Here is a 22,520-nt window from a genome sequence, read left to right on the forward strand (position 1 = left end):
AACAGGGCCCCTCTCCCGGGGAGAGGGGCCCTCGGACATCTCGGCGTGAACGCTCAGCCGGCGGTGGTGACCGCCGGCCTCCGGGCGGCGATGACCTTCCTGGCCAGCGACTTGGGGCTGGTCAGGAAGCCCCAGCCCCAGGACATGTGCATGGTGGCGAGGGCCACCGGGATGCGCAGCCGTGCCGCCAGGGGAAGGCCCTTGCCCGCGGGGACCGATCCGGCGGCGATCGCCGCCAGGTAGCCGCCGGGGACGACCAGGGCCCACGGGGTCAGGGCCGCGCCCACCACGATCCCGGCCGCGATGGCGCACACCGCGACCGGCGGGGCGAGGTAGCGCAGGTTGATGGAGCCCTGGTGGTAGCGGGCGACGACGTGCCGCCAGCGGCCGTAGTTCTTGTACTGCTTGGCGAGGGCCCTGACGTTCGGGCGGGGCCGGTAGGACACCCGCAGCTCGGGCGAGAACCAGATCCGGCCCCCCGCCTCGCGGATGCGGAAGTTGAGCTCCCAGTCCTGGGCGCGGATGAACTCCTCGTTGTAGCCGTCCTGTTGCTCCAGGGCCGCGCGGCGGAAGACACCCAGGTAGACCGTTTCGGCCGGGCCGGCCTGGCCACCGGTGTGGAAGGCGGCGTTGCCCACCCCGATCTTCGAGGTCATCGCGGCGGCGACGGCGTGCTCCCAGGCGTTCTCGCCCTCGGCGTGCATGATGCCGCCGACGTTCTGCGCGCCGGTCTCCTCCAGGAGGCGTACCGCCGTGGCGATGTAGTCCGGCGAGAGCATCCCGTGGCCGTCGACGCGGACCACGATCGGATGGCGGGAGGCCTTGATCGCGGCGTTGAGCGCCGCGGGGGTGCGGCCGGTGGGGTTCGGGACCGTGTGCACGCGCGGGTCCTCGGCCACGAGTTCGGCGGCGATCTCGTCCGTGCGGTCCGCGGACGGGCCGAGGGCGATCACCACCTCCATCTCGCCGCCGTACTCCTGCGCGAGGATCGCTTCGACGGCTCCGCGCAGGTGCCGTTCCTCGTCGAGGACGGGCATGATCACAGAAACGGCGGGAAGCCGCACGTCGGGCTTGGCGTTCATCGATCCTCACGTTACCGCGAATGGGGGACACCGGTGCGCGCCGCGGGAGTCACTGCACCGGTCAGCAGATCGTATGGCCCTACGGTGCTCACGGTGCCCACCCACGCCTACGCGGAGGTGTCCCCATGCCCACCACGCCGTCCCGGCCCCGCCCGCGGTCACCGCGCGCCCCGCGGCCCCGCACCGCACCGCCGCGGCCGGCCCGGGTCCCGTCCGCGTCCGTACCGCGCCGGAGGCCGCGCTGGGCCATGCGGGCGGCGACCACGCTGTCGGTGGTGGTGCTCGCCTCCGCCGGGATCGGGCACGCGGTGGTCTCCAGCCTGGACGCGGACATCGCCCGGGTCGACCCCTTCAAGGACATGAAGAACCGCCCGCGGGCGGGCCACGGCATGAACGTCCTGCTGGTCGGCACCGACGGCCGGGACCGGATCACCGAGCAGGAGCGGCGCCAGTACCGGCTGGGCGGCGAGGCCTGCCACTGCACCGACACAATGATGATCGTGCATGTGTCGCAGGACCGGCAGCGGGCCAGCGTGGTGAGTCTGCCCCGGGACACCTACGCCGAGCTGCCCGACCGCGTCGACGGGGACACCGGCCGGCGGTTCGGACCGCACCCCGGCAAGCTCAACGCGGCGTACGCGGAGGGCGGGCCCCAGTTGACCGTGCGCATGGTCGAGGACCTGACCCGGCTGAAGATCGACCACTACCTGGAGGTGGACTTCAGCACCTTCATGCGGACCGTGGACGTCCTCGGCGGGGTGCAGATCTGCACCGCGGAGCCGATGAAGGACAGCTACTCCGGCCTGGACCTGACCGCGGGCACGCACACGCTCTCCGGCGGCCAGGCCCTTCAGTACGTCCGCTCACGGCACGTCGACGGGGCCAGCGACCTCGGCCGGATGAAACGCCAGCAGCGCTTCCTGGCCGCCCTGATCGAGCGGGCGACCTCCTCCCGGGTGCTGCTGAACCCGATGAAGTTCCGGAACGTGGCGCTGACCGTGCTGGGCTCGGTGCGGGCGGACCAGGGTTTCCACACCGACGAGCTGCTGGACCTGGGCCGGGCGATGCGCAACTTCTCCCCGTCCTCCTCGGAGTTCACCACCGTCCCGATCGCCGAGCCGTCCTTCCCCGTCAAGGGCGTCGGTTCGACGGTGAAGTGGGACCGGGCCAAGGCCGACCGGCTCTTCGAGGCGCTGCGCGAGGACCGGCCGCTGACCGTGCGGCGGCCGCGGCCGGCGCACCCTCCGGCGACCGTGCAGGTCGCGCCGCAGCAGATCCGCGTCGCGGTGGAGAACGGCACCGGCGCGGCCGGGCTCGGCAAGCGGGTGGACCAGGCGCTGGCGGCGGCCGGGTTCCGTACGACGGGGGCGCCCGCGGACGCCGAGCAGCGCACTGTGGCGCGGACCGTCGTGCAGTACGACCCCCGCTGGGACCGCTCGGCGAAGTCGCTCGCCGCGGCACTTCCGGGCAGTGAGCTGCGGGCCGTGCCGGGGCAAGGGGCCACGCTCAAGGTGATCGCGGGCAGCGACTACCGCCAGGTGCGTCCGGTGCGGGTGGAGGACCCGGATCAGGGTGCCGCGACCGTCGTGACGGGCGACGAGGTGCTGTGCGGCTGACGGGGTGACGTGTCGGCGGGGTGACGGCGTCAGTCCTCGAAACCCTCGGCCGCCCGCTTCTCGCGCAGTTCCCTGATGGCGCGGCGGCGGGCCAGACGGTGGGTGCGGCGGATCTGGGCCTCCTGGTGGCGCCGCCGGTCCCGGTCGGTCTCGGGTATGACCGGCGGCACGGCGCGCGGCCTGCCGTCGGCGTCCACGGCGGTGAAGACCAGGTAGGCCGAGCCGACCTGGGTGGTCGGGGTGGACTCGTTCCAGCGTTCGGCGAGGACCCGCACGCCGACCTCCATGGAGGTCCGGCCGGTCCAGTTGACCTGGGCCTTGACGTGGACGAGATCGCCGACCCGGACCGGTTCGAGGAACGCCATCTCGTCCATGGACGCCGTGACGGCGGGCCCGCCGCTGTGCCGGCCGGCCACCGCACCCGCCGCGTCGTCGACCAGCTTCATGATCACACCGCCGTGCACCGTCCCCAGCAGGTTGGTGTCGTTGTGGGTCATGATGTGGCTCAGGGTGGTCCTGGACACCGAAGTCGGCTTGCCCGGAATGTCCGGAATCTCAGATTCCGCGATGGAGGCCTGCTCTGTCATGACCCCTACCTTATGCCGAGGCCGCATCCGGGGAATTTGTGTCAGCTTGGCAACAGCGGTGCCCTGATTTCCTGACGGCCCTTGTAAGGCACACACCGGTGCCCTGCACACTGGGGCGCATGAATGATTGGCCCGAGGGACGGTCCGGTGGCGACCGCGGACCCCGATACGGACGCGGCAGTTCCGGCGCGGCGCCGGAAGGGGCGCGTGTGATGCGCCAGGTACGGCGCGGCGCCCCGGGGGGCGGCGGATACCCGCCGGGCGGCCCCGGTCCCTCGGCGCCGCCGTACGGCGTCCCGCAGCAACCGTCGTACACCGACGGCCGCGGATACGACGACCCGGGCGGCTACGACGGGTACGACAACGGCTACAGCTCCGGCCACGTCTACGGCGGACCGGGGGGACCGGGCGGCGGTGGCGCGCGTGCCCCCCGTCCCGCGCCGAACTGGGGCCGCCGCTTCAAGTGGTCCGTGATCACCCTGGTCACCCTGCTCGTGGTGACCTCGGTCGCGACCTACTTCTGGGCCGACTCCAAGCTCCGCCGCGAGGTCGACCTGTCCACGGTCATCGACCGGCCGGAGACCGGCAAGGGCACGAACTACCTGATCGTCGGCTCCGACAGCCGCGAGGGCATGTCCGCGGAGCAGAAGAAGGAGCTGCACACCGGATCCGCCGAGGGCAAGCGCACGGACTCGATGATGATCCTGCACGTCGGTGACAACGGCGACACGCTGATATCCCTGCCGCGCGACTCCAACGTCACGATCCCGCAGTTCCGCGGCTCGGAGTCCGGCAAGATCAAGGGCCCGCTCGGACAGAACAAGCTCAACGCGGCCTACGCCTTCGACGGCCCGACGCTGCTGGTGCGGACCATCGAGTACAACACCGGCCTGCACATAGACCACTACGTGGAGATCGGCTTCTCCGGCTTCGCGAACATCGTGGACGCGGTCGGCGGCGTGGAGATCACCATCGACAAGGGCTTCAAGGACAAGTACTCGGGCGCCGACTTCAAGGCGGGCAAGCAGAAGCTGGACGGCCCGCAGGCCCTGGCCTTCGTCCGCACCCGGCACGCCTTCGCCGCCTCCGACCTGGAGCGCACGAAGAACCAGCAGAAGTTCCTCGCCGCCCTGGCCCACGAGGTGGCGACCCCCTCGACCGTCCTGAACCCGTTCAAGCTCTACCCGACGATGGGCGCGGGCCTGGACTCCCTGATCGTCGACAAGGACATGAGCCTGTGGAACCTGGCCTCCATGTTCTGGGCGATGAAGAACGTCAACGGCGGCGACGGCACCTCCCTGAACATGCCGATCTCCGGCTCCGTCGGCGGCAACCTCGTCTGGGACAAGGCGAAGGTCAAGACGCTCGTCGACGAACTGAAGAACGACCAGAAGGTCACGGTCACGGGCAACTGACCCGGACCCCCGTACCCCGTACCTGGAGAGTCCCGCGGTGCCGGCCGGCACCGCGGGACTCTCGCCGTCCGGCCGGACTCAGGTCACGCCCTGGCACCCGCCATGGCGCGGCACATCTGCGCACAGCGGCGACACGCCTCCGCGCAGCGCTTCATCATCTTGTCCTCGGGCATGGACATACACGCCTCGGCGCACATGTCACACGCCTTGGCGCACATCGCGCACATCTCCGCCGCCATGGGCGAGCGGCGCATCATCATGTCCGCGCACATGCGGGTCATCTCGGAGCAGTCCATGAGCGCGCGCATGATCTGCATCTGTACCTGGCCGCCCATCTGCAGGCAGCCGCTCATGGCCTCCTCGCAGATGGTGTGGCACGACATGCACGCCTGGACGCAGTCCTGCATCTCCTTGCTCATGGGGGTCATGGTTCCGGGCTGGGTCATGGCTCCTCCTGGAAGGCGAAGGGGCCCGGGGCGGCCCCGTTCCCTTCTGTCGTACGCCCGCCCGCTGCCCGGCGCCATCCCGCACAGAACCGGACCGTGCCACGCCCGTTCGGCTTACGGCCGACGCCGCCGCGGCGGGTGACGTCGACGATCTTCGGCCTCCGCGCGGCCACGGGACGCCCGGACGGCTGTCGGAGAAATCGGCGTGCACCGGTCGGGAGGCGATCCGGCCGCTGGACGGGGCCGCCGCGGATCCGCCCCTAGTGCGACACACGGCCGCACGACCGGGCGATGCGCGCGGCTCGGTCGTCACGGGTCCGCGAAAGGCCGGACATGGCGTCAGGCCTCCGCCGGGCCACGCTGATTGACCCAGCTCGGCCTGAACGCATGTCGTCCGCGCGCCGCGTGCCGTCCACCGCCCGGTCCGAACCCCACGTCGCCGCCGTGGTGCGGCGACGCCGGGCACGGCGGGCCAGGCCGTCGCAGACTGCCTGGCCCGCCGTGTGTCACGTCGCTCCTGTCACCACCAGGGAGTGGAGTTGGAGGTGGTGCACACGGCCGTCTGACTCGTGACGAAACAGGCCCGGAAGGCGCGGTTCGAGCTCGTGCTCGTGGGGTAGCCCGCGGTGTAGTTGCGGTTGGAGACGGGGTACCAGCTGGCCCCGTCCTGCTTGCGGTCGCCGTTGGTGTCGACCTCGAAGCGGATGTAGTCCCCGCTCTTGTAGCCGGTGATGCGGCCCCAGCCGTACTGCGCACCGCCGCAGGTGCCGTAACGGACCTCGACCGTACGGTTGCTGATGTTGGACGACCGCGCGGTGCCCACATTGGTGCAGCTGTTCGGGTCCCCCCACCACGAGGTGGCGGCACCCGCCGGCCCCGCGGCCAGAACGCTCGTGGCCACCACCGCGGCCCCCATCGCCGCCACCGTCACCAGTTTCCGGCCCCTCACGCGACGCAGTGTCATGTCTGTCCTCCGCTCTGTCTCCGGGGAACCGCCCCCGTTTGCGGTCACAGCTTCGCCGGTCGCCGACGCCACGCACCACGCCCTTCGGATCTGACCTAAAAAGGCACGTCACGAGCGGTTTGCACCGTGCGAGACTGACCGGGACCGTAAGGGGGATACGGGGTGCGTGTGCTGAGAGTGCATTTCACCAGCGAGGATCTGAACCGGGTCCGGTTCGCCGAGAGACCCGATCCGATGTGGGAGACCGTGCTCAGCATCCATCTGCTGGGCAACGCCCACGGCCGGGCCGTCTTCGACCCGTGGCGGACACGCGTACGCGCCAGGTTGGGCCGGACGCCGGCGTGGCCGATGAGGCTGCTGCGCCATCTCGCGCCCCCGGTGGGCGACTTCCCCGACTTCCTGACCCCGCCACAGGCGTCCCAGGGGATGGAGGCGGGGATCGACGCGATACTGTCCACGCCGCGCCGCCGATTACGCCGGGAGCTTCAGGTCCTGCCCACCGCGCCGTCGTGGTCGCGTCCGCTGGCCGACGGGTCCCTGGAGACGCTGGCCGCGCTCGGGCAGGCACTGCGCACCTACCACCGCTCCGCGGTCGCGCCCTACTGGCCGCGGATCCAGGCACTCGTCGACGCCGAGCGGGCCAAACGGGCGCGCTCCGTCCTCGACCGCGGCGGCGAGGGACTCCTGTCCTGCCTGGGGCCGACCATGCGGTGGCGGCCGCCGGTGCTGGAGGTGGACTACCCCGTCGAGCACGACATCCGGCTGGCCGGGCGCGGCCTGGTGCTGGTGCCCTCGGTGTTCTGCTGGCGGCTGCCGGTCACACTCATCGACCCCTCCCTGCCGCCCGTGCTGGTCTACCCGCTCTCCCGTGGGCCGGGCTGGTGGGCCGCCCCCGGTCACACCAGGCGCCGGAACCTCGGGAACCTCCTCGGGCCCACGCGGGCCGCCTGTCTGCACGCGATCGAGGACGGCTGCACCACCGGGGAGCTGGCCCGGCGTCTCGGTGTCGCCCCGCCGACGGCCAGCGAACACGCCACCGTGCTGCGGGAGGCGGGCCTGTCCACCTCCACCCGCACGGGCAACGCCGTACTCCACACCCTCACCCCGCTGGGCGCCGCGCTGCTGGACGCCAACCCGGGTCAGCGCGGTGGGGCACGGCGCAGCCGGGCATGAGCGGTCGGAGAGCCGCGGTGCCAGACCTGAACCGTCGGCGTTCCCGCGGACGAGAGCGTCGCGTCAAGGAAGGTTCCTTGTTCAGCCGGGCTGCACGACGGTGGTCATCCTCCCGGTCCCCAGGTCGTAGGCGTAGCCGCCGATCTTGATGTTGCCGATGCTCGGCGCGAGCTCGGGTGCCGAGCGCAACGTGGCGATGTCCTTCTGGACCGTCTCGGACGGCTCCAGGACGGCCATCTCCAGGGAGGTCCGCTCGTCCCAGCCGCCTCGGGCGGCGAAGCCGGCGCGCAGGTCGTCGTCGGCGAGCAGTGACGAGCCGCAGTCGGTGTGGTGGACGAGGGCGATCTCGAACCAGTCCGCGTCGGGGGTCTTGTTCTCGTGCAGGTGCACGATCCAGGCGAGGTCCGTGATGACCGCCGGCGTCACACGGCCGCCGACGTTACGTGCGACGATCGCCTCTCCGAGCCGGACGCCCAGCACAGCCGCGGGCTCCACCCGCGGATCGATGCAGATGATCAGGTACACCTGCTTGAAGGGTACGAACGGGACCTCAGGGACGTCGGCCTGGGCACCGGAGGCCGCGAAAGCCCGGTTGTACTCCAGGTACGGGGCGAAGTTCGACATGGCTGTTCCTCCAGGAGGCAGTGGCAGCCCGGGCTGCGAGACCGGCACCGCGTGGGCGCCGCCGCTCTCCGCGATGCGCGAGCCGGCCCGTCCGGCCATGAACCGCAGGCAGGCGAGCAAGCCCCCCTCGTCCCACCATCACCCACGAGGGGATCACTCGCCAGGCGGGCTCGCCCGGCACGGGAGAGCTTCCCGGGTTCGACGGCCCCACGCGAAGGGCCCCCGGTGCGCGCGGAAGGCACCGGGGGCCGCAGGGCCTCGGACGGGAAGCCCCGGAAGACTCGCCGGGCCCCTCAAACAGCTTCTGACCTGCAAGAACCCTGCTAGGGAAGGTTCCTTGCCATCACGATCCGCTGGACCTGGTTCGTGCCCTCGTAGATCTGCGTGATCTTGGCGTCGCGCATCATGCGCTCGACCGGGTAGTCGCGGGTGTACCCGTAGCCGCCGAGGAGCTGGACGGCGTCCGTGGTGACCTCCATGGCGACGTCCGAGGCGAAGCACTTGGCGGCGGCGCCCTGGAAGGTGAGGTTCTCGTCCCTCCCTCCGGCGGCGACGCGCTCGGACGTGGCGGCGGCCGCGTAGGTGAGGTTGCGGGCGGCCTCGACCTTCATGGCCATGTCGGCCAGCATGAACTGGATGCCCTGGAAGTCCGCGATGGGCTTGCCGAACTGCTTGCGCTCCTTGACGTAGCCCTTGGCGTAGTCCAGGGCGCCCTGGGCGATGCCGAGGGCCTGGGCCGCGATGGTGATGCGGGTGTGGTCCAGGGTCTTCATCGCCGTGGCGAAGCCGGTGCCCTCGGCGCCGATCATGCGGTCGGCGGGGATGCGGACGTTGTCGAGGTAGACCTCACGGGTCGGGGAGCCCTTGATGCCGAGCTTCTTCTCCGGGGCGCCGAAGGAGACCCCGGGGTCCGACTTCTCGACGACGAACGCCGAAATGCCCTTGCTGCGCTTCTCGGGGTCGGTGACGGCCATCACCGTGTAGAAGTCGGACACCCCCGCGTTGGTGATCCAGCGCTTGACGCCGTTGAGGACGTACGTGTCACCCTCGCGGACCGCCTTGGTCTTCATGCCGGCCGCGTCGGAACCCGCGTCCGGCTCGGACAGGCAGTACGAGAACATCGCGTTGCCCCTGGCGAGCGGGGCCAGGTACCTCTTCTTCAGCTCCTCGGAGCCGGAGAGCATCACCGGCAGCGAGCCCAGCTTGTTCACGGCCGGGATGAGGGAGGAGGACGCGCACACGCGGGCCACCTCCTCGATCACGACGACCGTGGCGAGGGCGTCCGCGCCCGCGCCGCCGTACTCCTCGGGCACGTGCACGGCGTGCAGGTCGTTGGCGACCAGCGCCTCCAGGGCCTCCTGGGGGAAACGGGCCTCCTCGTCCACCGCGGCGGCGTACGGCGCGATCTTCGCCTCGGCCAGCGAGCGGACGGCGTCGCGGAGCATGTCGTGCTCCTCGGACGGGCGGTACAGGTCGAAGTCAGCCGATCCGGCCAAGGTCTCTCACGCTCCAACGCTAATTACCGTTAAGTAACCCGAATTTTAGGCGCCCGCCCACGTCCGTGACACGTGAGCTTGGCGACAGCTGGGACATTGCCCGGCGAAGACCCCGCGCATGCCCCCGATATGCTCGGGCACCGCATCACCGTCGTCTCTCCTGGAGCCCCCCATGAGCCTCAAGATCACCGTGATCGGCACCGGCTATCTCGGCGCCACGCACGCCGCCGCCATGGCCGAACTCGGGTTCGAGGTGTTGGGTCTGGACGTCGTCCCCGAGAAGATCGACACGCTTCGGCGGGGCGAGGTCCCGATGTACGAGCCCGGCCTGGAGGAGCTGCTGCGCCGGCACGTGGCCGGGATCGAGGGCTCGACCGGGCGGCTGCGCTTCACGACGGACTACGCCGAGGCCGCCGCGTTCGGCGACGTCCACTTCGTCTGCGTGAACACCCCGCAGAAGCACGGCGAGTACGCCTGCGACATGAGCTACGTCGACTCCGCCGTCACCTCGCTCGCCCCGCACCTGACCGGTCCCGCGCTCGTCGTCGGCAAGTCGACCGTGCCCGTGGGGTCCGCCGACCGTCTGGCCCGTAAGATCGCCGAACTCGCACCCGCGGGCACGGACGTGGAGCTGGCCTGGAACCCGGAGTTCCTGCGCGAGGGCTTCGCCGTGCAGGACACGCTGCACCCGGACCGGATCGTGGTCGGCGTGCGCAGCGAGGGGGCGGAGAAACTGCTGCGCGAGGTGTACGCCACGCCGATCGCCGAGGGCTCCCCGTTCGTGGTCACCGACTTCCCCACCGCGGAACTGGTGAAGACCTCCGCGAACTCCTTCCTGGCCACGAAGATCTCCTTCATCAACGCGATGGCCGAGGTGTGCGAGGCCGCCGGCGGCGACGTGGCCAAGCTGGCCGAGGCCATCGGGCACGACGACCGGATCGGCAGGAAGTACCTGCGGGCCGGGATCGGCTTCGGCGGCGGCTGCCTGCCCAAGGACATCCGGGCCTTCATGGCGCGCGCCGGCGAGCTGGGCGCGGACCAGGCGCTGACCTTCCTGCGCGAGATCGACTCGATCAACATGCGCCAGCGCGGGCAGATGGTGGAGCTGGCCCGGCAGGCGCTGGGCGGCGGCCCGTTCCTCGGCAGGCGGGTGGCGGTGCTCGGCGCCACCTTCAAGCCGGACTCGGACGACGTACGGGACTCGCCCGCGCTCAACGTCGCAGGTCAGATACACCTCCAGGGCGGCCAGGTGACGGTCTACGACCCCAAGGGCATGGAGAACGCCCGGCGGGTGTTCCCCACCCTCGGGTACGCCGGCTCCGCGCTGGAGGCCGTGCGGGGCGCGGACGTCGTCCTGCACCTGACGGAGTGGCGGGAGTTCCGCGAGCTGGACCCGGCCGCGCTGGGCGAGGTCGCGGCCGCCCGGGTGGTCCTCGACGGGCGCAACGCGCTGGACCCGGAGCTGTGGCGGCGGGCCGGATGGACGTACCGGGCGATGGGACGCCCGACCGCGTAGGCCCCCGCGAGCGGGCAGACGGGCGACGCCGGTTCGGCCGAGGCTCAGTCGGCCGAACCGGCGTCTGTCCGCATTGTGCACCACCGGGGCCGGGTGTGAACGGCGAAACTCCCCGTGGATCAGGTCTGCTTCGCCCGGTAGCGGCGCATCTTCGCGCGCGCTCCGCACACCCGCATCGAACACCAGCGGCCGCGGCCGCCCGGGCTGCGGTCGTAGAACGCCCAGTGGCAGGTGGCCGCCTCACAGGCCTTCAGCCGGGTCCAGGTGCCCGCGACGAGGGCCTCGGCGACGGCGGCCGCGACCCGGGAGAGCAGGGGGCCGTCGGCGGCGGGCGCGAGCGAGGCGGAGCCGTCCCGGGCGTCGACGGTCACCAGCAGCGGCGCCCCTGCCAGCAGCTCACCCAGCGGGGTCACCGTCCGGTGCGGCGGGTGGCCGGCGTGGGCCAGCAGCACCGCCCGCAGCGACTCGCGCAGCTCGCGCGCCTGCGGCAGTTCCGCCTCGGGGACACCCAGGCGCTCCCGGCCTTCCGCCGTGTCGAGCGAGTCGGCGCCCGTCTCGATGTCCAGCGTGTTCACCAGGGCCTCGACCAGCGCCAGGCTCCCGGGCGCGGACGATCTCTCACTCATGTCAGCGACGGTACCTCCTGAATACGGTTGCGCCGTTACCCGCTATGGGGGAGCATGCGGTAACGGTTACCGGTTGCCCGCCTCTACGGGTAACATCGGGTGCCCTCGTCTTCGACTGGGAGGAAGTCATGGCTCTCGCCACGCTGGGTGTCGTCGTCCTGGACTGCCCCGACCCGCGCGCCCTCGCCGGGTTCTACGCCGAGGTGCTCGGCGGGACCGTGGAGGGCGAGGGCGACTGGGTGGACCTGAAGGTGCCGGGCGGGTCGGCGCTGGCGTTCCAGCGGGCGCCGGGGCACGTGCCGCCGACGTGGCCGGCCGCGGACGCCTCGCAGCAGTTCCACCTGGACCTGGTGGTGGAGGACCTGGACACGGCGGAGCAGGGGGTGCTGGCGCTCGGGGCGAAGCCCCTGGCCGAGCAGCGCGGCAGCAGCTTCCGGGTGTACGCCGACCCCGCCGGGCACCCGTTCTGCCTGTGCGCCTGCTGAGGAACGTCCGCCGGTCGCCGGACACGCCGGACGGCAGGAGACACACGTACGCGGTCTCCTGCCGTCCGGTGGCGGAACTCAGCCGTCCAGTTCGTCGATCGTCGCGTTGGACGGCGCCCGGGTGGCCTGTGCGTCACGGGCGACGTCCTCCGCGGCGCCCAGGACGCGGACCGCGTTCTGCCAGGTGAGCTTGGCCAGGTCCGTTCTGGACCAGCCGCGGTCCAGGAGTTCCGCGATCAGGTTCGGGTAGCCGGAGACGTCGTTCAGGCCGTCGGGGGTGAAGGCCGTGCCGTCGTAGTCGCCGCCGATGCCCAGGTGGTCGATGCCGGCGACCTCGCGCATGTGGTCGAGGTGGTCGGCCACCGTCGCGACCGTGGCGACCGGGCGCGGGGTGGCCTCCTCGAAGGCGCGGTGGACCTTCATCGCCTCGGCGGTGGTGTCGAGGTGGTGGAAGCCGTGCGCGCGCATGTTCTCGTCGGCCGCGGCCGTCCAGTCCACGGCCGCCTGGAGCACGAACTTCGGCACGAACGTCACCATCGCGATCCCGCCGTTGGCGGGGAGCCGCTCCAGCACGTCGTCCGGGATGTTGCGGGGGTGGTCGCAGACGGCCCGGGAGGAGGAGTGGGAGAAAATCACCGGGGCCGTCGACGTGTCCAGCGCGTCCCGCATGGTCGTCGCGGCCACGTGGGAGAGGTCGACCAGCATGCCGAGCCGGTTCATCTCGCGGACCACCTCGCGGCCGAAGGCCGACAGGCCGCCCACGCCCGGATTGTCCGTCGCCGAGTCCGCCCACGCCACGTTGTAGTTGTGGGTGAGGGTCAGGTAGCGCACGCCCAGCGTGTACAACCCGCGCAGGGTGCCCAGGGAGTTCGCGATGGAGTGGCCGCCCTCGGCGCCCATGAGGGAGGCGATCCGGCCCTCCTCGCGGGCCGCCTCCATGTCGGCGGCGGTCAGGGCGGGGGCCAGGTCGGCCGGGTGGCGGTCCAGCAACTGCCGTACGCAGTCGATCTGCTCCAGCGTCGCCGGCACCGCGTCCGGCAGGTCCGCGCGGACGTAGACCGACCAGAACTGGGCGCCGACGCCGCCCTCGCGCAGGCGGGGCAGGTCGGTGTGCAGGTGGGCGTTCTGGGGGGCGGCGATGTCGCGGGCGTCGAGGTCGTAGCGGACCTGCTCGCGCAGCGCCCAGGGGAGGTCGTTGTGGCCGTCGACGACGGGGAACTCGCGCAGCAGGGAGCGGGCTTCGTTCAGCGAGGACATCGGCGTCACTTCCCCGTGCCGAAGCCGAAGCCGCCGGAGTTCTCGACCTTGGCGCGCAGCCGCTTGCCCTTCTCGGTGGCCTGGTCGTTCAGCTCCTGCTGGAACTCCCGCATCCGGGCCAGCAGCTCCTCGTCGTGCGCGGCGAGGATCCGGGCGGCGAGCAGACCCGCGTTGCGGGCGCCGCCGACCGACACCGTCGCCACCGGGACCCCGGCCGGCATCTGCACGATCGACAGCAGCGAGTCCATGCCGTCCAGGTACTTCAGCGGGACGGGCACACCGATCACCGGCAGCGGGGTGACCGAGGCGAGCATGCCGGGCAGGTGGGCGGCGCCGCCCGCGCCCGCGATGATCGCCTTCAGTCCGCGGTCCGCCGCCCGTTCGCCGTACGCGATCATCTCGCGCGGCATGCGGTGCGCGGAGACGACGTCGACCTCGTAGGAGATCTCGAACTCGTCGAGCGCCTCGGCGGCGGCCTCCATGACGGGCCAGTCGGAGTCCGACCCCATGACGATGCCAACAACTGGGCTCATTCGGTGATGGTGCCTCTCAGGTAGCCGGCTGCGTGACGGGCGCGTTCCAGCACGTCGTCCAGGTCGTCGCCGTAGGTGTTGACGTGGCCGACCTTGCGGCCGGGCTTCACGTCCTTGCCGTACATGTGGATCTTGAGCTGCGGGTCGCGGGCCATGCAGTGCAGGTACGCGGAGTACATGTCGGGGTAGTCGCCGCCGAGGACGTTCACCATGACCGTCCACTTCGCGCGCGGGCGCGGGTCGCCCAGCGGCAGGTCGAGGACCGCGCGGACGTGGTTGGCGAACTGGGAGGTGATCGCGCCGTCCATGGACCAGTGGCCGGAGTTGTGCGGGCGCATCGCCAGCTCGTTGACGAGGATGCGACCGTCGCGGGTCTGGAACAGCTCGACGGCGAGGTGGCCGACGACGCCCAGTTCCTTGGCGATGGTCAGCGCGAGCTGCTCGGCCCGGAGCGCCAGCTCCTCGTCCAGGTCGGGGGCCGGGGCTATCACGGTGTCGCAGACGCCGTTCACCTGCTGGGACTCCACCACCGGGTAGGCCACGGCCTGGCCGTGCGGGGAGCGTACGACGTTGGCGGCCAGCTCCCGGACGAAGTCGACCTTCTCCTCGGCGAGGACGGGCACGCCGGCGCGGAAGGGCTCGGTGGCCTCCTCGGCGGAGTCGACCACCCACACGCCCTTGCCGTCGTAGCCGCCGCGGACCGTCTTCAGCACCACGGGGAAGCCCTCTCCCTCGGCGGCGAAGGCGGCGACATCGGCCGGATCGGCCACGATCCGGTGCCGCGGGCACGGCACGCCGATCGCGTCGAGCTTGGCACGCATCACACCCTTGTCCTGGGCGTGCACGAGCGCGTCGGGGCCGGGGCGCACGGGGACGCCGTCCGCCTCCAGGGCCCGCAGGTGCTCGGTGGGGACGTGCTCGTGATCGAAGGTGATCACGTCGCAGCCGCGCGCGAACGCGCGCAGCGTGTCCAGGTCGCGGTAGTCGCCGATGACGACGTCGCTCACCACCTGCGCCGCGGAGTCCTGGGGAGTGTCACTGAGAAGCTTGAACCTGATGCCCAACGGGATGCCCGCCTCGTGTGTCATACGAGCGAGCTGGCCACCGCCGACCATGCCGACTACCGGGAACGTCACGCTCCTAGGGTATCGGCCGCCGCGGCGCGCCCCGCTGCCGCGCCCGCCGCGTCCGTACCGGCTCCGGCCGCGCTCACCGCGCGGGGATCGTCACCCGCCGCACTGACGTACGTCCCGACCCCACCGGCATCCCCGTCGGCGTTCTTACCAGTCGCTTCGACGGCTCTTTCCCGCCTTTTCCCGGACTCTTTCCGACCCGTTCCCCAGGGGATGCCGCATGCACAAGCGCGGGCGTGGAGGGCTGGTTAGCATGGGCGGGTTGACCGAACCGACCGAGACGGGGGCCTGCACGACCATGGAACATGGTTCCTCGGGGCATCGACCGGCGCCCCCGGCGTCCCGGGGCGCGTTGCGCAGGCGCGTGGACCGGCTGTGGCGCGAGGTCGCCAAGTTCGGCGCGGTGGGCGGAGCGGGGCTGCTGGTCAACCTGTTCGTGTTCAACCTGATGCGGCACGTGACCGGACTTCAGGTGGTGCGGGCCAGTGTCATCGCGACCGTCGTCGCGATCGTCTTCAACTACATCGGCTTCCGCTACTTCACGTACCGGGACCGCGACAAGGGCGGGCGCACCCGGGAACTGACGCTGTTCCTGCTGTTCAGCGCGGTCGGCCTGGTCATCGAGAACGGCGTGCTGTACCTGGCGACGTACGGCTTCGGCTGGGACAGCCCGCTGCAGAGCAACGTCTTCAAGTTCCTCGGCATCGGCATCGCCACCCTGTTCCGCTTCTGGTCGTACCGCACCTGGGTCTTCCGTACCCTGCCGGCCCGGGAGACCGTGGCGGGCGCGGAGTCCTTCCTCCAGACCGAGTCGAAGAAGCCCCGGCGCGAGGCCGTCCGCTAGGACATGCCCGGGTAGGACATGCCCGGGCGCTGCAAGGGCAGGCCGCGGCTCAGCGCACCATCGGGTGGTCCTCCGACTGCTTCTGCAGCGGCGGGGTGCGGGACAGGAACAGGCCGAAGACGGGCGGCTGGGCCTGGAGCAGTTCCAGACGGCCGCCGTCGGCCTCGGCGAGGTCGCGGGCGACGGCGAGCCCGATGCCCGTGGAGTTGCGGCCGCTGATGGTGCGCTCGAAGATCCGGGCGCCCAGGTCGGCAGGGACGCCGGAGCCCTCGTCGGTGACCTCCACCACGGCCTGGTTGCCGGTCACGCGGGTGCGCAGCGCCACTGTGCCGCCGCCGTGCATGAGCGAGTTCTCGATCAGCGCGGCCAGCACCTGCGCGACGGCGCCCGGCGTGCCCACGGCCTGAAGGTGCCGCTTGCCGGAGCTGACGATCGCCCGGCCGGCGCTGCGGTAGGCGGGGCGCCACTCGGCGATCTGCTGCTGGAGGACCTCGTCGAGGTCGAAGGAGACGGCGGAGCCGGTACGCGGGTCGCGGGAGTTGGTCAGCAGGCGGTCCACCACGTCGGTCAGCCGCTCGACCTGGGTGAGGGCGACGTTGGCCTCCTCCTTCACCGTGTCCGGGTCGTCGGTGAGGGTGATCTCCTCCAGGCGCATGGACAGCGCGGTCAGCGGCGTACGCAGCTGGTGGGAGGCGTCGGCGGCGAGCCGCCGCTCGGCGGTCAGCATCCGGGCGATGCGTTCAGCCGATCCGTCGAGCACGTCCGCGACGCGGTCGAGTTCCGGGACGCCGTAGCGCTTGTGGCGGGGGCGCGGGTCGCCGGATCCGAGCCGTTCGGCGGTCTCGGCCAGGTCGGTCAACGGGGAGGCGAGCCGGTTGGCCTGGCGAACGGCGAGCAGCACCGCGGCGACCACCGCGAGCAGCGCCACCAGGCCGATGATCAGCAGCGTGCGGCCGACCTCACGGGTCACCGAGGAGCGGGGCTCCTCCACCCGGACGGTCTCGCCCTGCTCTCCCCTGGCCGTGGAGTGGATCACCTCGCCGGACGGTTTGGCGCCGACGTGGATGGGGCGCTGTCCGGGGATGCCGATCACGGCGTACTGGCCGTCGGCCACCTGGTTGCGCAGGATCTCCGCGTTGACCGTCGCCTCGCCGAGCAGCCTGCTGTCGACGATGCTGGCCAGCCGCAGCGCCTCGGAGTCGACCCGCTCCTGGGCGCTGCTGCTGATGGTCCGGGTCTCGACGATCACCAGGGACAGGCCGAAGACGGCGATCACGACGAGCACCACGGCGAGCGTGGACTGGATCAGTCGGCGGCGCATGTCCTCCTACCTGACGAAAGCGCGAGGGGGCTTGGCTGACGAGAGCGCGGGCGGCCGGCTCAGCTCTTCTCGAACCGGAAGCCCACGCCGCGCACGGTCGCGATGTACCGGGGGTTCGCCGCGTCGTCGCCGAGCTTCTTGCGCAGCCAGGAGATGTGCATGTCGAGGGTCTTGGTGGACGACCACCAGGTGGTGTCCCAGACCTCGCGCATCAGCTGGTCGCGGGTGACGACCCGGCCGGCGTCCCGCACGAGCACCCGGAGCAGGTCGAACTCCTTGGCGGTGAGCTGGAGTTCCTCGTCGCCCATCCAGGCGCGGTGGGACTCGACGTCGATGCGCACGCCGTGTGTGGCGGGCGGCTGCTGCGGCTCCGCGGCGCCGCGCCGCAGCAGGGCCCGGACGCGGGCGAGCAGTTCGGCGAGCCGGAAGGGCTTGGTGACGTAGTCGTCGGCGCCCGCGTCGAGGCCGACGACGGTGTCCACCTCGTCGGCGCGCGCGGTCAGGATCAGGATGGGCACCGTGTGGCCGTCGGCGCGCAGCCGGCGGGCGACCTCCAGGCCGTCCATGCCGGGCAGCCCGAGGTCCAGCACGACCAGGTCGACACCGCCCTGCATTCCGGCGTCGAGCGCGGCGGGTCCGTCCTCACGCACCTCGACCTCGTAACCTTCCCGGCGCAGAGCGCGGGCCAGCGGCTCCGAGATGGACGCGTCGTCCTCGGCGAGCAGTACACGGGTCATGAGCCGATGGTAGTCCGACCGCGCCGCCCGCCGGGGTGGTGCTGCGGTGTGATCGACACGCGCGGCTCTTACCTTGCGGCCTGTCGGGCGCCGCGCGAGCGGTCGGGTGGCACACACCGGTCGACCCAGGATGTGATCGTTTGGGATTTCGGTAATAGACCTTCGAAAAGGGGGCAGGGGTTCCCCGAAGACCTGTGATCCATCTCTCAAGTCCTTCCATATCCGGCCGTGTCCTGCCGTATGGTGGATTGAAACGTCTGATGCACACAGGGGACCTTTGGCGATCGTCTTGACGCTGAAGGTCTCTTTTGTGATCGGGTCGGCCCCGGCCGGCCCTGGAAGAATGACCTGGGGCCGGGCCTCGTACGCGCGTCGACGCGAGCGGAGGCGTGGATCCCGGTGGCCGTAGTCCGCCGCTTCGCGACCCGGAGCGGACTCCCCCTGGGCGTGGGGTGGACCTCGGGCCTGCCGGTGCCGGCCAACCCCCCACCGGGCGCGTACCCGCCGAGAGCGGCGCGTCCCGACCAGCAAGGAACGACCATGGCGTCCAGCCTGACGAAGGACTCGGTCCATCCGGGCACCCCCGGTTCCGAGAAGACCTTCTTCGGCCACCCCCGCGGCCTGGCCACCCTCTTCATGACCGAGATGTGGGAACGGTTCTCCTACTACGGCATGAGGGCACTGCTCCCGCTGTACCTTGTGGCGCCTTCCGGCCTGCACATGAACGCGGCCACCGCGACCGCGATCTACTCGGTCTACCTGTCGCTCGTGTACCTGCTCGCCATGCCGGGCGGCTGGGTCGCGGACCGGATCCTGGGCCCCCGCAAGACGGTCGCCGTCGCGGGCACGATCATCATGCTGGGCCACCTCATGCTGGCCCTGCCGAGCACCGGCACGTTCTTCGCGGGCCTCGGTCTGGTCGCGATCGGCTCCGGTCTGCTGAAGGCCAACATCTCCACCATGGTCGGTCACCTCTACGACGGCCCGGACGACCCGCGCCGCGACGGTGGCTTCACGGTCTTCTACATCGGCATCAACCTGGGCGCCTTCGCCGCGCCGCTGGCCATCGGCACCATCGGCGAGAGCGTGAACTGGCACCTGGGCTTCGCGCTCGCCGCGGTCGGCATGGCGCTGGGTCTGGCCCAGTTCCTGCTCGGCACCCGTCACCTGAGCTCCCGCTCGGACATCGTCCCGACCCCGCTGTCGGCGGTGGAGAAGAAGTCCACCCTGATGAAGGCCGCCCTGTGGGCGGGCGTCGCGGTCGTCTTCTACGCGATCGTGGGCTTCTCCGGCCACTACACGCTGAACTGGCTGCTGGTCCCGATCACGCTGGCCGGTCTGATCATCCCCGTGGTGGTCATCGCCCGTATCAAGCGGGACAAGGAGCTCGACCGCGCCGAGCAGTCGAAGATGACCGCGTACATCTGGTTCTTCGTCGCCGCGGCCGTGTTCTGGATGATCTACGACCAGGGCGGTTCGACGGTCTCGCTGTTCGCCGACTCCTCGGCGAAGAACACGATCTTCGGCTGGAACTTCCCGGTCTCCTGGTACCAGTCGGTCAACCCGGTGCTGATCATGGCGCTGGCCCCCGTCTTCGCCTGGGCGTGGCTGGCACTGGCGCGGCGCGGCAAGGAGCCGAGCACCGCGGTGAAGTTCGCGATGGGCCTGGTGCTGATCGGCGCTTCCTTCTTCCTCTTCCTCGCCCCGCTGGGCATCGCCGAGGGCGGTCACAAGGCGGCCGCGATGTGGCTGGTGGCGATCTACTTCGTCCAGACCGTCGGTGAGCTGACTCTCTCCCCCGTGGGCCTGTCGGTGACGACGAAGATGGCACCCGTGAAGTACGCCTCCCAGATGATGGGCGTCTGGTTCCTGGCCGTCACCGCCGGCGACGCCACGACCGGCCTGCTCTCCCTCGCCGGTGTCAACCTGAACAAGACCGGCATCGTGCTCCTGGAGGCCGCCCTCGCCGTGATCGCCGGTGTGGCGGTGTGGATGTACCGCAAGAAGGTCAAGGAACTCATGGGCGACGTGCACTGAGACCTGGCCGGCACACACGAAGGGCCACCGCATCCTCGGATGCGGTGGCCCTTCGTGTGTGCCGTGGTGCCGGTGGAGGCCGACGCCGGCCCGGGCGTGAGGGTGTCCGTGGGTGGCCCGGACGGATTCAGGCCGGTGCCCCCAGCTCGGCCCACACCCTCTTGCCGCTGACACCGGGGGCGCGGACGACGCCCCAGTCCAGGCACAGCCGCTGGACGATGAACATGCCGTGGCCGCCGGGGCGGCCGGCGCGGTGCGGAGTGCGCGGGGCGGGCTGGCCGGTGCCGCGGTCGGAGACCTCGACGCGGATCACCTTGCTGTCGCAGGTGATCTCCAGCTGGTCGGGGCCCTCGGCGTGCAGGCAGGCGTTGGTGACCAGTTCGGAGACGACGAGGAGCACGTCCTCGGCGGCGGCCCGCTGGTCGGCGGTCGCGGCGGGCAGCCAGCCCCACGCGTACAGCGCCTGGCGGGTGAAGTCACGGGCGAGCGGCACGACGCCGCTCTCGCCGTCGAAGCTCAGCCTGCGGGTCTGGCGACTCCCGGACGGGGCCGCCGGCACGGCCGTCGCACCCCCTGGGAGTACCGCGCCCGCCGGCGCGTCCCCCTCGGACGCCCCGGAAGCACCGCTGGGCTCCGGGCCGCGGTCGCCCGGCGAGTAAGGCCGGGTGGTGCTCATCAGCGCTTCACCTCACCGATTCACCAGTTCACGATTCAAAAGTCACCAGTCACTTCACACGTACACGTTCGGTACGTCTCACACGTACACGTTCGATACGTCCGTACACACGCCGAAATCCCGGCCGCCGGCTCCCGCGAGGGCGGCCGATCCACTCAGGATGTCTCCTGCCCGGCCGATCGAGGGGAACACCCCCGTTTTCGGCCCGCCGTGCGTGCGCCCGGCATACGCCGGGCGCACGAACACGGAAGGGGCACGTCAGCGCGGCCGAGGCGGGCTCAGCCGCCGGCCTCGTCGGCCAGGGCGTCCGCCAGGGAGTCGTGCACGGTGAAGACCGCGTCAGCCCCCGTGATCTCGAACACGCGGGCCACCACCGGCAGCATCCCGGCCAGATGTACACCCCCTCCGGCCGCCTCCGCCTTCAGTCGTGCGCCCAGCAGGACGTTCAGCCCCGTGGAGTCGCAGAACTCCAGACGTGAGCAGTCCACCACCAGGCGCGAGTGCCCCTTGTCGAGGCACTCCTCGAGCGGTTCGCGCAGTAGGTCGGCCGTGTGGTGATCGAGCTCACCCGCCGGCGTCACGACGGCGCTTGAACCCTCCTGCCGCACCTCCACCAGAAGCCGGCCCGACTGTGCGTTGCCGACCGTCCCGCGGTCCATGCCGTCTCTCTCCCGGGTTCTTGGCTGCTGATTGACGCCCTCGAACACTACGCCTTCCCTCATCGCTTCGGCACCCGAACAACCACACACAACCGGACATAGCCCCACATAAGGAACTTGCGGCGGTGTTGGGAAAGCGGGTAGGGCTAGTAGGGACCCGCACCCGACACGGCCGGCTTTGGAGGCGCCGCACACCGCAGTGCACGTATTGGCTTCGGCAGCCATATGCCGAGAACGATGGAGGACATCATGTCACCCCGGCTCGACGCATCGCATACCCAGATGGCGACGTCGACACCCCCCGCGGAGCACCTGGATCCCCTCGAGTTCCCCGACGTACGCGCCGAGCGGGCCGATCAGGCCGACGCACTGGCCGGACTCCCGGACATCCCCCCGTACGACGAAGTGGCCCCCGACGACGCGCGGGCCCTGTCCAAGGCCCTCTTCGAGCGGCTGGAGTCCCTCGAGGAAGGCACCCACGCCTACTCCTACGTCCGCAACACGCTCGTCGAACTCAACCTCGCGCTCGTCAAGTTCGCCGCCTCCCGCTTCCGCTCCCGCAGCGAGCCGATGGAGGACATCATCCAGGTCGGCACCATCGGCCTGATCAAGGCGATCGACCGGTTCGAACTGTCCCGGGGTGTGGAGTTCCCGACGTTCGCGATGCCCACCATCATCGGTGAGATCAAGCGCTTCTTCCGTGACACCTCGTGGTCCGTGCGGGTCCCGCGCCGGCTCCAGGAACTGCGCCTCGACCTCGCCAAGGCCGGTGACGAACTGGCCCAGCGGCTCGACCGCGCCCCGACGGTCGCGGAACTCGCCGAGCACCTCGGCCTGTCCAACGACGAGGTGGTGGAAGGCATGGCCGCCTCGAACGCCTACACCGCGTCGTCGCTGGACGCCCAACCCGAGGAGGACGACTCCGAGGGCGCCCTCGCGGACCGCATCGGCTACGAGGACCACGGGCTCGAAGGCATCGAGTACGTCGAGGCGTTGAAGCCGCTGATCGCCCAACTGCCCTCCCGGGACCGGAAGATCCTGTCCCTGCGGTTCGTCGCCAACATGACCCAGTCGGAGATCGGCGAGGAACTCGGCATCTCGCAGATGCACGTCTCCCGGCTGCTCTCGCGCACGCTCGGACAACTGCGCAGGGGCCTGACCCTCGAGGAGTGAGCGCCTCGTGACGGGGTGAGACAGGACGAAACGGTGAAGGGGGACGTTTCCGTCCGGCGCCTCGGTGGTGCCGGGCGGACCGCGCCCCCGCCTCTCCCCTGTCCTGCCGGCCGGTACGTA

The 22,520-nt window shown here is 70.9% G+C and carries 22 protein-coding genes; 8 read left to right on the top strand and 14 right to left on the bottom strand.

Annotation, left to right across the window (positions count from 1 at the left end; translation table 11 throughout):
* Positions 1-53: 53 nt before the first annotated feature.
* Entirely contained in the window at positions 54-1,082 is a 1,029-nt protein-coding gene (locus ACIHCX_RS22515; protein ID WP_400032129.1) for a glycosyltransferase family 2 protein, read from the bottom strand.
* Positions 1,083-1,207: 125 nt separating this feature from the next.
* Between ACIHCX_RS22515 and ACIHCX_RS22520 the strand changes: the two genes are divergently transcribed.
* A complete protein-coding gene (locus tag ACIHCX_RS22520; RefSeq protein WP_400032131.1) occupies positions 1,208-2,698 on the top strand; it encodes an LCP family protein in 1,491 nt (496 codons plus the stop codon).
* 29 nt (positions 2,699-2,727) lie between these two features.
* Here ACIHCX_RS22520 and ACIHCX_RS22525 read toward each other — a convergent pair whose 3' ends face one another.
* Positions 2,728-3,285 carry an acyl-CoA thioesterase gene (locus ACIHCX_RS22525; RefSeq protein ID WP_400032133.1) on the bottom strand — a complete coding sequence of 186 codons (558 nt, stop codon included), beginning with the start codon at positions 3,283-3,285 and terminating at the stop codon, positions 2,728-2,730.
* Between the two features lie 119 nt (positions 3,286-3,404).
* On the opposite strand from ACIHCX_RS22525, the gene ACIHCX_RS22530 reads away from it, so the two are divergent.
* Positions 3,405-4,700: an LCP family protein gene (locus tag ACIHCX_RS22530; RefSeq protein WP_400032135.1), complete on the top strand. Its 1,296-nt coding sequence runs from the start codon at positions 3,405-3,407 to the stop codon at positions 4,698-4,700.
* Positions 4,701-4,783: 83 nt separating this feature from the next.
* Here the strand turns inward: ACIHCX_RS22530 and ACIHCX_RS22535 are convergent, their stop codons facing one another.
* Positions 4,784-5,146, bottom strand: coding sequence for a four-helix bundle copper-binding protein (locus ACIHCX_RS22535; protein WP_400032137.1), 363 nt, complete (start codon positions 5,144-5,146; stop codon positions 4,784-4,786).
* Positions 5,147-5,666: 520 nt separating this feature from the next.
* Positions 5,667-6,110, bottom strand: coding sequence for a hypothetical protein (locus ACIHCX_RS22540; RefSeq protein WP_400032139.1), 444 nt, complete (start codon positions 6,108-6,110; stop codon positions 5,667-5,669).
* A gap of 162 nt (positions 6,111-6,272) precedes the next feature.
* Here ACIHCX_RS22540 and ACIHCX_RS22545 point away from each other — a divergent pair, with 162 nt between their 5' ends.
* Positions 6,273-7,283 (top strand): ArsR/SmtB family transcription factor, encoded by a 1,011-nt coding sequence (locus ACIHCX_RS22545; RefSeq protein ID WP_400032141.1) that lies wholly within the window; start codon positions 6,273-6,275, stop codon positions 7,281-7,283.
* Between the two features lie 81 nt (positions 7,284-7,364).
* On the opposite strand, the gene ACIHCX_RS22550 is transcribed toward ACIHCX_RS22545, so the two are convergent.
* Together ACIHCX_RS22550 and ACIHCX_RS22555 are read right to left on the bottom strand one after the other, a co-directional pair.
* Positions 7,365-7,907, bottom strand: a complete 543-nt coding sequence (locus ACIHCX_RS22550; RefSeq protein WP_400032143.1) for a carbonic anhydrase — start codon at positions 7,905-7,907, stop codon at positions 7,365-7,367.
* A 323-nt stretch (positions 7,908-8,230) separates the two neighbouring features.
* Positions 8,231-9,403 carry an acyl-CoA dehydrogenase gene (locus tag ACIHCX_RS22555; protein ID WP_400032145.1) on the bottom strand — a complete coding sequence of 391 codons (1,173 nt, stop codon included), beginning with the start codon at positions 9,401-9,403 and terminating at the stop codon, positions 8,231-8,233.
* 172 nt (positions 9,404-9,575) lie between these two features.
* Between ACIHCX_RS22555 and ACIHCX_RS22560 the strand changes: the two genes are divergently transcribed.
* Positions 9,576-10,919 (top strand): UDP-glucose dehydrogenase family protein, encoded by a 1,344-nt coding sequence (locus ACIHCX_RS22560; RefSeq protein WP_400032147.1) that lies wholly within the window; start codon positions 9,576-9,578, stop codon positions 10,917-10,919.
* Positions 10,920-11,038: 119 nt separating this feature from the next.
* On the opposite strand, the gene ACIHCX_RS22565 is transcribed toward ACIHCX_RS22560, so the two are convergent.
* Positions 11,039-11,545, bottom strand: a complete 507-nt coding sequence (locus ACIHCX_RS22565; protein ID WP_400032149.1) for a CGNR zinc finger domain-containing protein — start codon at positions 11,543-11,545, stop codon at positions 11,039-11,041.
* 128 nt (positions 11,546-11,673) lie between these two features.
* On the opposite strand from ACIHCX_RS22565, the gene ACIHCX_RS22570 reads away from it, so the two are divergent.
* Positions 11,674-12,030, top strand: a complete 357-nt coding sequence (locus ACIHCX_RS22570) for a VOC family protein (protein WP_400032151.1) — start codon at positions 11,674-11,676, stop codon at positions 12,028-12,030.
* Positions 12,031-12,108: 78 nt separating this feature from the next.
* Here ACIHCX_RS22570 and ACIHCX_RS22575 read toward each other — a convergent pair whose 3' ends face one another.
* The 3 genes from ACIHCX_RS22575 to ACIHCX_RS22585 are packed head-to-tail and all read right to left on the bottom strand — an operon-like array spanning position 12,109 to position 14,956.
* A complete protein-coding gene (locus tag ACIHCX_RS22575; RefSeq protein WP_400032153.1) occupies positions 12,109-13,287 on the bottom strand; it encodes a dipeptidase in 1,179 nt (392 codons plus the stop codon).
* Positions 13,288-13,292: 5 nt separating this feature from the next.
* On the bottom strand, positions 13,293-13,820 hold the full coding sequence (gene purE / locus ACIHCX_RS22580) for a 5-(carboxyamino)imidazole ribonucleotide mutase (protein WP_400032155.1): 528 nt from the start codon (positions 13,818-13,820) through the stop codon (positions 13,293-13,295).
* Positions 13,817-14,956 (bottom strand): 5-(carboxyamino)imidazole ribonucleotide synthase, encoded by a 1,140-nt coding sequence (locus tag ACIHCX_RS22585; protein ID WP_400032157.1) that lies wholly within the window; start codon positions 14,954-14,956, stop codon positions 13,817-13,819. Before ACIHCX_RS22585 ends, purE begins: the two co-directional genes overlap by 4 nt.
* Before the next feature lie 295 nt (positions 14,957-15,251).
* Between ACIHCX_RS22585 and ACIHCX_RS22590 the strand changes: the two genes are divergently transcribed.
* Entirely contained in the window at positions 15,252-15,797 is a 546-nt protein-coding gene (locus tag ACIHCX_RS22590; protein WP_400032731.1) for a GtrA family protein, read from the top strand.
* A 49-nt stretch (positions 15,798-15,846) separates the two neighbouring features.
* Here ACIHCX_RS22590 and ACIHCX_RS22595 read toward each other — a convergent pair whose 3' ends face one another.
* Together ACIHCX_RS22595 and ACIHCX_RS22600 are read right to left on the bottom strand one after the other, a co-directional pair.
* Entirely contained in the window at positions 15,847-17,118 is a 1,272-nt protein-coding gene (locus ACIHCX_RS22595; RefSeq protein ID WP_400032159.1) for an ATP-binding protein, read from the bottom strand.
* Between the two features lie 59 nt (positions 17,119-17,177).
* Complete coding sequence (locus tag ACIHCX_RS22600) at positions 17,178-17,855, bottom strand: response regulator transcription factor (protein WP_030653180.1); 678 nt, start codon at positions 17,853-17,855, stop codon at positions 17,178-17,180.
* Positions 17,856-18,395: 540 nt separating this feature from the next.
* Here ACIHCX_RS22600 and ACIHCX_RS22605 point away from each other — a divergent pair.
* On the top strand, positions 18,396-19,892 hold the full coding sequence (locus ACIHCX_RS22605) for an oligopeptide:H+ symporter (protein ID WP_400032161.1): 1,497 nt from the start codon (positions 18,396-18,398) through the stop codon (positions 19,890-19,892).
* Positions 19,893-20,019: 127 nt separating this feature from the next.
* Here ACIHCX_RS22605 and ACIHCX_RS22610 read toward each other — a convergent pair whose 3' ends face one another.
* Together ACIHCX_RS22610 and ACIHCX_RS22615 are read right to left on the bottom strand one after the other, a co-directional pair.
* A complete protein-coding gene (locus tag ACIHCX_RS22610; protein WP_400032163.1) occupies positions 20,020-20,568 on the bottom strand; it encodes an ATP-binding protein in 549 nt (182 codons plus the stop codon).
* A gap of 278 nt (positions 20,569-20,846) precedes the next feature.
* A complete protein-coding gene (locus tag ACIHCX_RS22615) occupies positions 20,847-21,227 on the bottom strand; it encodes an STAS domain-containing protein (protein ID WP_400032165.1) in 381 nt (126 codons plus the stop codon).
* Between the two features lie 249 nt (positions 21,228-21,476).
* Here ACIHCX_RS22615 and ACIHCX_RS22620 point away from each other — a divergent pair, with 249 nt between their 5' ends.
* Positions 21,477-22,400 carry an RNA polymerase sigma factor SigF gene (locus ACIHCX_RS22620; RefSeq protein WP_400032733.1) on the top strand — a complete coding sequence of 308 codons (924 nt, stop codon included), beginning with the start codon at positions 21,477-21,479 and terminating at the stop codon, positions 22,398-22,400.
* Positions 22,401-22,520 lie beyond the last annotated feature (120 nt).

Origin of the sequence: Streptomyces sp. NPDC052043 (assembly GCF_044548235.1) — a bacterium.
GTDB lineage: Bacteria > Actinomycetota > Actinomycetes > Streptomycetales > Streptomycetaceae > Streptomyces.

Coding starts and splice junctions, on each gene's coding strand:
- ACIHCX_RS22515 (WP_400032129.1), bottom strand. CDS start 1,082: ATGAACGCCAAGCCCGACGTGCGGCTTCCCGCCGTTTCTGTGATCATG.
- ACIHCX_RS22520 (WP_400032131.1), top strand. CDS start 1,208: ATGCCCACCACGCCGTCCCGGCCCCGCCCGCGGTCACCGCGCGCCCCG.
- ACIHCX_RS22525 (WP_400032133.1), bottom strand. CDS start 3,285: ATGACAGAGCAGGCCTCCATCGCGGAATCTGAGATTCCGGACATTCCG.
- ACIHCX_RS22530 (WP_400032135.1), top strand. CDS start 3,405: ATGAATGATTGGCCCGAGGGACGGTCCGGTGGCGACCGCGGACCCCGA.
- ACIHCX_RS22535 (WP_400032137.1), bottom strand. CDS start 5,146: ATGACCCAGCCCGGAACCATGACCCCCATGAGCAAGGAGATGCAGGAC.
- ACIHCX_RS22540 (WP_400032139.1), bottom strand. CDS start 6,110: ATGACACTGCGTCGCGTGAGGGGCCGGAAACTGGTGACGGTGGCGGCG.
- ACIHCX_RS22550 (WP_400032143.1), bottom strand. CDS start 7,907: ATGTCGAACTTCGCCCCGTACCTGGAGTACAACCGGGCTTTCGCGGCC.
- ACIHCX_RS22560 (WP_400032147.1), top strand. CDS start 9,576: ATGAGCCTCAAGATCACCGTGATCGGCACCGGCTATCTCGGCGCCACG.
- ACIHCX_RS22565 (WP_400032149.1), bottom strand. CDS start 11,545: ATGAGTGAGAGATCGTCCGCGCCCGGGAGCCTGGCGCTGGTCGAGGCC.
- ACIHCX_RS22570 (WP_400032151.1), top strand. CDS start 11,674: ATGGCTCTCGCCACGCTGGGTGTCGTCGTCCTGGACTGCCCCGACCCG.
- ACIHCX_RS22575 (WP_400032153.1), bottom strand. CDS start 13,287: ATGTCCTCGCTGAACGAAGCCCGCTCCCTGCTGCGCGAGTTCCCCGTC.
- purE (WP_400032155.1), bottom strand. CDS start 13,820: ATGAGCCCAGTTGTTGGCATCGTCATGGGGTCGGACTCCGACTGGCCC.
- ACIHCX_RS22590 (WP_400032731.1), top strand. CDS start 15,252: ATGGAACATGGTTCCTCGGGGCATCGACCGGCGCCCCCGGCGTCCCGG.
- ACIHCX_RS22595 (WP_400032159.1), bottom strand. CDS start 17,118: ATGCGCCGCCGACTGATCCAGTCCACGCTCGCCGTGGTGCTCGTCGTG.
- ACIHCX_RS22600 (WP_030653180.1), bottom strand. CDS start 17,855: ATGACCCGTGTACTGCTCGCCGAGGACGACGCGTCCATCTCGGAGCCG.
- ACIHCX_RS22605 (WP_400032161.1), top strand. CDS start 18,396: ATGGCGTCCAGCCTGACGAAGGACTCGGTCCATCCGGGCACCCCCGGT.
- ACIHCX_RS22610 (WP_400032163.1), bottom strand. CDS start 20,568: ATGAGCACCACCCGGCCTTACTCGCCGGGCGACCGCGGCCCGGAGCCC.
- ACIHCX_RS22615 (WP_400032165.1), bottom strand. CDS start 21,227: ATGGACCGCGGGACGGTCGGCAACGCACAGTCGGGCCGGCTTCTGGTG.
- ACIHCX_RS22620 (WP_400032733.1), top strand. CDS start 21,477: ATGTCACCCCGGCTCGACGCATCGCATACCCAGATGGCGACGTCGACA.